15 protein-coding genes are annotated in these 10646 nt (G+C 40.0%); all 15 read left to right on the top strand.

What is annotated here, in order from left to right:
- Nucleotides 1–84 precede the first annotated feature (84 nt).
- Nucleotides 85–1365: an IS4 family transposase gene (locus G608_RS0116620; protein ID WP_026496953.1), complete on the top strand. Its 1281-nt coding sequence runs from the start codon at nt 85–87 to the stop codon at nt 1363–1365.
- Between the two features lie 207 nt (nt 1366–1572).
- Nucleotides 1573–2547, top strand: coding sequence for a GH39 family glycosyl hydrolase (locus tag G608_RS21615; RefSeq protein ID WP_081677481.1), 975 nt, complete (start codon nt 1573–1575; stop codon nt 2545–2547).
- Between the two features lie 265 nt (nt 2548–2812).
- Nucleotides 2813–3322, top strand: coding sequence for a GNAT family N-acetyltransferase (locus G608_RS22665; protein ID WP_051209465.1), 510 nt, complete (start codon nt 2813–2815; stop codon nt 3320–3322).
- A 34-nt stretch (nt 3323–3356) separates the two neighbouring features.
- Nucleotides 3357–3908 carry a DUF2441 domain-containing protein gene (locus tag G608_RS0116600; RefSeq protein WP_026496952.1) on the top strand — a complete coding sequence of 184 codons (552 nt, stop codon included), beginning with the start codon at nt 3357–3359 and terminating at the stop codon, nt 3906–3908.
- Nucleotides 3909–4050: 142 nt separating this feature from the next.
- Nucleotides 4051–5010 carry a helix-turn-helix transcriptional regulator gene (locus G608_RS21605; protein ID WP_051209462.1) on the top strand — a complete coding sequence of 320 codons (960 nt, stop codon included), beginning with the start codon at nt 4051–4053 and terminating at the stop codon, nt 5008–5010.
- The gene (locus G608_RS0116590; RefSeq protein ID WP_026496951.1) at nt 4970–5470 is read left to right on the top strand and encodes an isochorismatase family cysteine hydrolase; all 501 of its coding nucleotides are present in this window, start codon (nt 4970–4972) and stop codon (nt 5468–5470) included. Before G608_RS21605 ends, G608_RS0116590 begins: the two co-directional genes overlap by 41 nt.
- Nucleotides 5467–5742 carry a VOC family protein gene (locus G608_RS21600; RefSeq protein WP_081677479.1) on the top strand — a complete coding sequence of 92 codons (276 nt, stop codon included), beginning with the start codon at nt 5467–5469 and terminating at the stop codon, nt 5740–5742. Before G608_RS0116590 ends, G608_RS21600 begins: the two co-directional genes overlap by 4 nt.
- A 27-nt stretch (nt 5743–5769) precedes the next feature.
- Nucleotides 5770–6543, top strand: coding sequence for an N-acetyltransferase (locus G608_RS0116580; RefSeq protein ID WP_026496950.1), 774 nt, complete (start codon nt 5770–5772; stop codon nt 6541–6543).
- Between the two features lie 42 nt (nt 6544–6585).
- Complete coding sequence (locus G608_RS0116575) at nt 6586–7089, top strand: YcxB family protein (RefSeq protein WP_026496949.1); 504 nt, start codon at nt 6586–6588, stop codon at nt 7087–7089.
- Complete coding sequence (locus G608_RS0116570) at nt 7086–7592, top strand: GNAT family N-acetyltransferase (protein ID WP_242829420.1); 507 nt, start codon at nt 7086–7088, stop codon at nt 7590–7592. Before G608_RS0116575 ends, G608_RS0116570 begins: the two co-directional genes overlap by 4 nt.
- On the top strand, nt 7589–8083 hold the full coding sequence (locus G608_RS0116565) for a GNAT family N-acetyltransferase (protein WP_026496947.1): 495 nt from the start codon (nt 7589–7591) through the stop codon (nt 8081–8083). The genes G608_RS0116570 and G608_RS0116565 overlap by 4 nt, the downstream gene beginning before the upstream one ends.
- A gap of 74 nt (nt 8084–8157) precedes the next feature.
- A complete protein-coding gene (locus G608_RS21595; protein ID WP_081677477.1) occupies nt 8158–8751 on the top strand; it encodes an NUDIX domain-containing protein in 594 nt (197 codons plus the stop codon).
- Nucleotides 8752–8809: 58 nt separating this feature from the next.
- Nucleotides 8810–9277 (top strand): histidine phosphatase family protein, encoded by a 468-nt coding sequence (locus tag G608_RS0116555; protein ID WP_051209460.1) that lies wholly within the window; start codon nt 8810–8812, stop codon nt 9275–9277.
- A complete protein-coding gene (locus G608_RS0116550) occupies nt 9271–9783 on the top strand; it encodes a 2'-5' RNA ligase family protein (RefSeq protein ID WP_026496945.1) in 513 nt (170 codons plus the stop codon). Before G608_RS0116555 ends, G608_RS0116550 begins: the two co-directional genes overlap by 7 nt.
- Before the next feature lie 23 nt (nt 9784–9806).
- Nucleotides 9807–10397 (top strand): HD domain-containing protein, encoded by a 591-nt coding sequence (locus G608_RS0116545; RefSeq protein WP_035796010.1) that lies wholly within the window; start codon nt 9807–9809, stop codon nt 10395–10397.
- The last annotated feature ends 249 nt before the right edge of the window (nt 10398–10646 follow it).

Genomic DNA, 10646 nt, shown 5'->3' with positions numbered 1-10646 from the left:
CTACGCGGCCCTTAATCAATAAGGAGATGTAGTTTCGTGACTGCGAAACACATATCCAGATTACGCAAATTTAGGAGGTTACGTATGGAAAAACATGAAATCTGCAAACTTATCATCCAAAAGATCAAGCAATATATCTCTTCTCCGGACTGCCTGGAAGCTCACCGTGAAAAGAATCACTTCATCAGAAAGCGCAAACTTTCAATGCTCCACCTAGTAACATATCTATTTTATACCACCAAAGCTTCAATGTACCAAAATCTTGCAGCAATAAGCGAAGATTTATCACCTGACAATTTCCCTTCTGTTTCTAAACAGGCTGTATCCAAAGCACGTCAACACATCAAGCCACAATTATTTAAAGAGCTCTTCAATTTATCAGTAGATCTTTTCTACAAAAATATCCGAAAACGGAAAACATGGCATGGTTACCATATATTTGCCATTGATGGCTCAAGGCTGGAAGTTCCAAACTGTAAATCTAATTTTGAATTCTTCGGCGAAATGTTCACTGTTCATGACAAGAACCGTAAGTTTTCTTCTGGACTATCCTCTGTAGTATATGACGTAATGGATGACTACATTGTGCATGCATCGCTTCATAAGTACCTTGCATCAGAAAGGGCAGCTGCATTAGATCACATGAAAAACCTTGAGGCTCTTGGTATTTACAAAGATTCAATAATTATATTTGATCGTGGCTACTATTCAGAAAGCATGTTCCGCTACTGTACAGACAATAATCATTACTGCCTAATGCGACTAAAAGAAAAAATCAAACTCACACGCGCCTGCCATGGCGAAAAAGTCACCACTCTTGCCGGTGATCCCAAACTCAAAACATGTGACATTCCAATCCGAGTAATAGAAGTCATACTTGATGATGGCACTGCAGAATATCTTGCCACTAACATATTTGACGAATCTATAACTGTGGATATGTTCCGTGAATTGTATTTCTTAAGGTGGCCAGTAGAGTCAAAATACTATGAGTTAAAGGAAAAATTTCTCCTTGAAGAATTCAACGGCAAAACTACAACCGCTGTATTTCAGGAGTTCTACATAAACCTTTTGCTGACAAATCTTACAGCTCTTATAAAAGGTAGCGCTGATAACATTATTGATACAAAAATGAAAAATGCCACCAAACACAGATATCAAGCCAATCGATCATTTATTATAGGGAGAATTAAAAGGATATTCCCTCGTATACTATGCTCATTGACAGATATCTCCGCAATAGACGACTTGACGGCTACATCAGTAAAGGTAAAATCAATGATTCAGCCAGGCCGAAAATGTAAGCGTCGTAACCTCAAACAAATACGTAGGAAGCATTTTCCAAACCTTAAAACTGCATTCTAACATTTATTGAAACAGAATAATAACCAATCACTCAAGCCCATACTCAGTATAGGCTTATTTGGCATGGATAAAAGTAAACAAAAACCGGAGTCTTTTCTAGCAAGTGGCGTGAGAGACGAAAAATAAAACAAATTGGCCCCCACTCCTCCTATCTTTATGCGATAATTGAATATGTATTCATGTTAAGTTGACGTTAGATAGACCACATTGGTAGGTGGTCCTGCAATCTGCGGCGTTAGAGATGCAGAGTGGATTCAGGGATTCCTTGATTTTTGTAAAAGAGAAGGAATTCGTCCGGACACCATTACAAGGCATCACTATACAGTAGAATTCCCTGAAAGAATAGGCCACTATGACTACTCTAAGCTCGAGGATTCAAAGATGCGTTTTGAAAATCTTCAGGCTACAAGGGATATAGTGGATTCCTACGAGGAGTTTAAGGGGCTGCCTATTCATCTTACAGAGTTCAGTACTTCATACACACCAAGAGGCGTTATCCACGATACCAATATCAATGCAGCTTACCTTGCAAGGCAGCTCTCAGGCCTTGGAGATGTGAATGAAGCATACTCATACTGGACTTTCGGTGATGTATTTGAGGAGCAGGGAGTTCAGAATTCCTTATTCCATGGCGGATTTGGAATGGTGGCTTCCGGGAATATTCCAAAGCCTACCTTCTGGACATTCTACTTCTTCAAGCAGCTTAAGCTCTTTAGTCAGAAATGTGTTTACAGAGATGATAATGCTGTGATCGTTAAGGGCAATAAAGGCCATGCCGGAATTCTCTGGAATATAGATGAGGGAGACAAGGTAAAAGAGATTTCATTTGATCTTAAACAGAAGAGCAATCAGGAAACTGAGTATACACTACTCACAAAGACTGTGGATGAAACCTGCTGTAATCCGCTTAAGCTTTGGCACGATCTTGGTGAGCCTGCTTATCCTACAAAGGAAGAGACTGAGCTCATAAAAAGTGCAGCATGGCCGCTTACCTCCAGTAGTGTTGTGAAGGTTAGCGGCGTAGCCGGCTCTGATTCTGCTGACGATAGAAATGCGAATGATAATAAAACATCCATCTCCATACCTGTAAATAAAAATGGCGTTGTTTACTTTACACTTACTGAGAGGCATTTCACACCTGACAGAGGCTACGACTATGACAAGGTTGTTTCGTTCCACTAAATGGACCAGGGGGGTTAGTGGTTCATTTCATCTGAAAAATAATAGTGAAAAACAGATCGATATCCGTGTAGGAAAAGGTCTGTTTTTGTTATGTGATATTTTTAAAATATAAAATGCACTTATTTAGGAGGAAGGAATGAAGTGGTTCTTCTATATCTACTATCCGGCCCATTTGTTTGTTATCGGTATAATCAGAGTATTGCTTGGGAATGGAAGTATTTTTCCGTAAATAAGATTCTGAGTATGTAATGGAGGAAAGATTGTTATGAGAATTGAAACCGATAGATTAGAGATTAAAGAGTTTACATTGGACATGGCTTATGATGTCCACAGGAATTCACTGGATGAGGATAACAGAAGATTCGTGCCGGACGAGGTTTTTGAGACTGAGGAAGACGCAAAAGAAACAATTGAATTTTTGATGACACAGTATGGCGAAACAGATGGACCTCTTGTATATCCTGTGTTTGTAAAAGAGGACAACAAAAATATCGGCTACGTCCAGATGGTTCCAATCGATGATGGAAAATGGGAAATCGGATACCATATTGCAAAAGAGGAGACGGGAAAAGGCTATGCCTCAGAGGCTGTGACTGCATTTTTACCTGTTGTGGCGAAGATGGTGAACACAAAAGAAGTGTATGGCATCTGCTTAAGTGACAATGTGGCATCCAAGCATGTGCTTAATAAATGCGGTTTTGAAATGGTTTTTGAAGGTCTTGGAGATTATCAGGGAGAACAGCGAGAGATATATAAGAGCGTATGGACTATGTGAACGGGGGCAGTGGTCCATCAGTAAGGAGAAAAAAGTGGAAGAACAGTATTTTTATCATGTGATATCCGACGTTCCCAAGTGTGTGGGGGAGCATCTTATCTTAGATGAAGATCATCCAAACGGAGTGTTCAAGCGCATACAGGAACAAAAAGAAATGATAGAGGATATTGCAAGGAATCCTGAAAAATATAAGGACGAAGAATTATCATACCCTGTGCAGGTGGCAATAAGAGAGCTTGCCCTGGAAAAAGTAAGGAAAGAAAAGTACCCGCAATATCCTTCCAGGATGGCATCACTTTATGTATCAAAATCATTTAGCGAGGCTGAGCAGTGGGGAGATTATTTTGCAAAACTCGGAAGACCTACCTATGGAATTGCCAGGATCAGGGTTAATGGAAATGTCTATGAAGGTGACGCCTACAAGTGCTTTGACGGTGTGATTGATGAAGACGAGAACCTGAAAATGGCCGAAATCTATTGGGAAAACGGTGAAAATGAAGACGGTCGTGAGCGGATAGTCGAAATTCTTGCGGATGGAGATATCGAGTTTGTCGAGATCGTAAAAGAAATAAATGCAAATATTTGATGGATGATGGAACCTGCAGCCATACGGTTGGAGGTTCTTTTTTATCCAAATCAGTGTAAATCAGTGCAAATCCGTGTAAAATAGAAACATGACATATAGATGTCGTGTTTGCCATGTTAAGCTGAATCAAGAAGGTGATCAAATGAAGATAGACAGACTGATTGGTATACTTTCAATCCTTTTACAAAAGGAGATGACAACTGCACCGGAGCTGGCTGAGCACTTCGAGGTGTCGAGGCGAACAATCAACAGGGACATTGAAACACTGTGTCAGGCGGGGATACCTATCCAGACTGCGCAGGGCGTGGGCGGCGGAATCAGCATCATGGATGGCTACCGGATGGATAGAGCGCTTTTGACATCCCGGGATATGCAGATGATCCTTGCCGGACTTCGAAGCCTTGATAGCGTCAGTGGTAGTGGATATTATGGGCAGCTCATGGAAAAAATCCAGGCGGGTTCTTCAGAGTTTATCAGCGGAAGGGATTCAATCCTTATTGATTTGTCCTCGTGGTATAAGGATACGCTTTCACAAAAGATTGCGCTGATTCAGGATGCCATTGAGCTAGGGAAAAGAATGAAGTTTTCCTACTACTCGCCAAAAGGTGACTCGAAAAGAGAGATTGAGCCCTATTATCTAATTTTCAAATGGGCCAGCTGGTACGTGTATGGATATTGCCTTTTGAGAAAGGATTTCAGGCTATTCAAGCTTAACCGAATGGATGAAATTGTCCTTGGAACTGACTTTGAAAAAAGAAGTGAGATACCTGCGCCATCAATTTCAAATGAAGAGGTTTTTCCGGAAAAGGGCAGAGTTAAGGCTGTGTTTGACCCATCAATGAGATGGCATCTTGTGGAAGAATATGGAGTTAATTCCTTCCAGGAACAACCTGATGGGACGCTGCTTTTTGAGTATGAGTATCCCGATGATGAGGGATTGATAGCATGGATCCTTTCCTGTAGTGATAAGGTTATAGTCCTTGAGCCTAAGTCTGTCAGAGAAAAGCTTTACCGGATCACCAGTGACATTCAACGCAAATATGAAGAGGTGGAGAAAAAACATGGCAAACAAAGCACTGGTCGTAATCGACATTCAAAATGACATCACTAAGAACTATAAGAAAATCGTCGATGGCATCAACAGAGCTATCGACTGGGCAACTGCGGAGGATATGCAGGTAGTCTACATCAAGCATAACAATCTGTCGGCAGGAACCAGAACCTTTAAACCCGGTACAAAAGGCGAGGAACTTGTTACTGAATTGAAGATTGTATCTGAAAATATTTTTACCAAGTCAAAATCGAATGCACTGACATCCGAAGAGTTTTCAGGATTTATCAGTAACAACGAAATTACGGAGTTCTATGTTGCAGGCGCGGATGCCACAGGCTGCGTGAAATCGACATGCTACAACATGACCAAATCAGAGTACACAGTTCATGTGATCTCCGATTGCGTAACAAGCTATGATCTGAAAAAGCTGGACGAGATGTACGCATACTATGCCAGCAAGGGGTGCGAGGTTAAAGAGCTTAATGAGTATATGGGGGTAAGAAAATGAGATTAGACGGCTTTGGATTATTTGTAGAGGATATGGGAAAAATGATCCGCTTTTACAGGGATGTTCTTGGCTTTGAGATTAAGGAAGCAGAAGATTCCGGCAACGTGTATCTTGTGAAGGATGGCACACTTTTCCTGCTGTATGGCAGAAAAGATTTTGAAAAGATGACAAGCCGCAAATATGAGTACATCAAAGGTCTTAACGGCCATTTTGAACTGGCACTCTATGTCGACACATTTGAGGAAAAGGATGGACCCGGTCGACGGGGTTAACGTTTCATTTTAAAAGGAGAATTCAATATGGAGTACATACGGATTACTAAAGATAATCTTGAAAATGAACACATATGCTGCGCCATTTCCAACAATAAGGACATACAGGTATCATCCAAGAAAGCCTGGCTTTCGGACAGATTCGATGAAGGCCTTGTTTTCTTAAAGAGCGTAGAACGCGGGAAATGCTTTATTGAATACATTCCGGCGGAGTATGCCTGGAATCCCATTGATGCTCCGGGATATATGTATATCGACTGCCTGTGGGTTTCAGGATCCTTGAAGGGACATGGCTATTCAACAGATCTTCTCAATGAGTGCATCAGAGATAGCAAGGAGAAGGGGAAAAAGGGACTTTGCATACTGGCAGCAGCTAAGAAGAAACCGTTCCTATCAGACCCGAAATTTCTTACAGCAAAGGGCTTTACAGTGGCAGATGAATCTGATAATGGCATCCAATTGTGGTACCTGCCATTCAAGTATGGCGCACAAGTCCCAACCTCAAAGGACGAAGCAGAAACCCCAACCTTCAAGGATTGTGCTAAGCATCCACATATCGACGAAAAAGGTTATGTCCTCTACTATACAAATCAATGTCCCTTTAATGCCAAGTATGTGCCTGTAGTAGAGGAGACTGCCAGGGAAAACGGAATACCATTCAAAGCAATAAAAATAGGCAGCAGGCAGGAGGCTCAGAATGCACCAACTCCCATCACTACATACGCATTGTTCCACGATGGAGAATATGTGACCAATGAACAGATGAATGATAAGAAGTTTTTGACATTAGTAACCAAATGAGTTTTATTATCATATAGAGACTTTGTTTGGGAGGAAATGGAAATGCCGTTAGAAACTGATTTATTATGCTCACTTCAAGATTTGAAAAAAGTAAACAAGGCCAGAATGCTCGCTCTTCTTAAGAGTAACTGGCTCTTTTTTCTGCTGATATTTGTAGGAATCCCCACTATCATTAGCGTTCAGGATCTCATGAGGGGAGATAAGGGAGCCATTTTTACATGGGTTACTTCTCCATTCCTGTTATTGCTCGCACTATTTATTGCCACTGAGATGAGTACCAAGATGGTGTTTAAAAAAAATAAGACTCAGGGTAATATGCATATTCACTATACTTTCTTCAACGAAGAATTTCAGATGGAGACCGCGCTTATAAAAAATATGATTCGCTATGACGCACTCCGCGGCATTACCGAAGACAGGAATTACTTTTTCCTGAAGCTTTCATCCTCAAAAATACTGGTTGTTCAAAAACAGAACTGTTCGCCGGAACTCATCTCTTTTTTGCAGGAAAAAGCTGCAGTTATTAAATCAAAAGGCAAGAGATGATAGTGGCATTTAAGGAGTATGAAAAAGGAGGGGGTGGAGTTATGGAAATAAGGATTGCTGATAAAAATGATATAGAATTGATGATGAGCAGCAGGCTTGAAATGCTAAAAGAAGTATTCTGTCTCGAAGCAGATCATCAGTATTCTGAAAGTTTTGTAGAAACCAGCAGGAGATATTTTCTTGAGGGAGATCAGACTACTGTTCTTGCTATGGATGGAGGAAGTGTCGTAGGCTGCGCATCAATGTGTTATTTTAGCGTAATGCCGACCTGTGAACATCCCACAGGCAAGCGGGCTCACCTAATGAATGTATATACTAGAAATGAGTATCGGGGGCAGGGCATAGGAATGAAAATGGTTAGCATGCTCATCGATGATGCCTGGAACAATGGAGCAACAGAAATCAGCCTTGATGCAACAGAAGCGGGGAGACCACTCTATAAGAAATGTGGTTTCGAAGATTCAGGAGAATGTATGGTTTTGGTAAAGGGGAAATTACAATGAATTACAGACCGGGAACATTGCAGGATTTAGATCCAATCTGCTCATTGATAAAGGATGCAATAGCCGAAATGGAAAAGCATGGAATTTATCAGTGGGATGATGTTTATCCTGCAAGAAGTGATTTTGAAGAAGACATAAAGAATGAAACTTTATATGTGGTATACGAGCAGGATGAGCTCGTTGCTTTTTATGTTATAAGCGGCGAGTGCGATGAACAGTATGGTAATGCCACATGGAAATATGAAGAGGACTCAGCATATATCCTCCATAGATTCTGCGTCTCTCCAAAAATGCAGAACAAAGGAATAGGAAAAGCTGTCCTTAGGCACATAGAAGAGCAGATAAAAGACATGGGCTATAAGTCAGTAAGACTGGATACCTTTACAGAGAACCCATTTGCCCAGAAGCTATATCGCCATAACGGATATGAACCCAGGGGGTACGCGGATTGGCGAAAGGGACGTTTTGATCTTATGGAAAAAGCGATTTAAGAGTTTTATGCAGTCCTGTTCTAACAGGACTGTAGTTTTGTAAAAAAGCCATCAAGGGAGGAGTTTTTTCAAAAATGGATCAGGAAGAATTATTGCTTAATTTGGAAGATGATGAGTGGCCTCTTACGACAATTGATCATGACAGGATGATCGCAAGAGCAATAGTGGTAGATGATGAAAATAATTTCTATTTTGTCAGAGCAAACAGAGATGATGATTTCGGAAAAGCTACACTTATAGAAACTGCCGGAGGCGGAGTAGAACCCGGAGAAGATTTAAATACCGCAATCAGACGCGAACTTAAGGAAGAATTAGGCGTCGATGTCGAGGTGATGTGCAAAATTGGGGTTGTCAGTGATTACTATAATCTGATCCACAGGCACAATATCAATAACTATTTTCTATGTAAAATAGTGGCTTTTGGCGATAAGCATTTAACAAAAGATGAAATAGAGGATTTTCATCTTTCAACATTGAAACTAAAGTATGAAGAAGCTTTAGCTGAATATGAAAAGTGCAGATGCACCAGCTTGGGAAGACTTGTAGCAAACAGGGAGGTCCCTGTATTAAAGAGGGCAAAAGAATTATTGCACAGCCAGGCAAGGAAATACTTATGTCAGTTCATTAAAGGAAAAAGTATTGAAAGTATTCATAATAAGGCATTTTAGAGTAAAACATATATGGGAGTCCTGGTATTCGTCCGCTGAATTTGATGAGGCGTGCAGGATGTATGACGCAGAGCCAATCAAGGCAGGAAGTTGTTCAGTTGATTATGATGGACAACGGGTTTATGTCAGTGAGCTTGATCGAAGCCTGGAGACTGCGAGGCTGATATTTGGAGATAGGGATTTTTACAGGACGGGTTTGATCAATGAAGTTCCGTTAAGATCTGCATTTAACACAAAGCGTAGATTGCCCACACTCTTCTGGTATATGTTTGGACGATTACAATGGTTTTGGAACAGTAAAAGGCAACCGGAAACAAGGCGGGAAACCCTAAGAAGAGCCTCTGAATTTGTGCGAGTGATTTCAGAATTTGATGAGGATATTGCAATAGTGACACATGGCTTTTTTATGCACACACTGATTTTACAGATGAAGCAAGTAGGCTACAAACCATCTAAAAATAAGACTCTTTTCCGTAATGGAGAAGTAATAGTTATGGAAAACAGTAAAAAGGTGATTAGATGTTAAGAACAATAATGATATTTCCACAATTCAAAAATATAGAAATCATAAATGAAATCAGAAATCGATACGATCCTTTGGCAAAGCTGGTTCGTCCTCATATCACACTGGTTTTTCCATTTGAAAATGAAATGTCAAATGAGGAGTTAGAAGAAAAGTTAGTAAGCAGTTTAAAGGACGTAAAGCCTTTTGAATTGGTATTACATGGTTTTAGTAAAACAGACGATAATTATCTCTTTTTGGATATAGAAAAAGGAAAAGACATAATTGAAGGCATTCATGATGAACTGTATGCAAATCATTTTAAAGACTATGATCTTGGATTACCTTACATTCCCCATATGACTGTAGGTAAGCTTAATAATGATCAAGAGTTAAGCAATGCTTATGAATATGTAAAAAATATAGATGTGAGCTTTCAGACTATTGTAAATAAGATCTCGGTAGAAATGATAGGCGAACACGATGAATCAATCATAGTTTTTGATAGGAGGCTGGATGATAACAATTAAAGAATAAGAGTAAGAGGAGTGGTATGGCAGTGGAACAAGATAAAATAATCAGTGACGCAATAGGTTATGTTAAAGAGCTTTTTGCAGGGAATTCAGATGGGCACGGAGCAGATCATACTATGCGTGTATATCATAATGCACAGATGATTCTTGCGGAGTATACAGAAGCAGATAGTTTTGTTGTTTTGCTTTCTGCGTTATTACACGATGCAGATGACCACAAGCTTTTTAATACAGAAAACAACATGAATGCCAGGACGTTTATGGAACGTAACGATATACCTTCAGAAACGATAGAACAGGTCTGTCGGGCAATTAACTCAGTGTCATTTAGCCATAACAGAGGGAAAAGTCCTGAAACGCCAGAAGGAAAGATAGTTCAGGATGCTGACAGACTTGATGCCATTGGAGCGATTGGAATCGCCAGAACATTTGCTTATGGTGGGAAAGTAGGAAGGCCATTGTCAGATTCCATAAAGCATTTTTACGATAAGCTTCTCCTTTTAAAGGATGAAATGAATACAGATGCAGCTAAGAAAATAGCGTTAAAGAGACATGAATTTATGCAGGAGTTTCTGGAAGAGTATTATTTTGAAACATCTGAAACTGTGTGATATAACTCGGCAGTTTGCCGAGTTGAATGCAGTGTAAAATACACCCAAATAAGTGTAACTATTGCTATGTGTACGTTTTATTGATAAACTCTAAGAGTAAAAAATCTAAAAGAAAGCGAGGTAATCATATATGTTTGAAATGAGAATAAGCAGTGTAGAGATTGTAACTGAATATAGTATGAGACCCTCGGCTTATGAATATCATCAGAAAGCGGTATAATTTACTTTGCTGTCTTTCATCATATGAAA

The organism is Butyrivibrio sp. WCD3002 (assembly GCF_000424265.1).
Lineage (GTDB): Bacteria > Bacillota > Clostridia > Lachnospirales > Lachnospiraceae > Butyrivibrio.
Note: the sequence above shows the minus strand (reverse complement) of the source record. Positions and strands in the feature narration are given on the sequence as shown.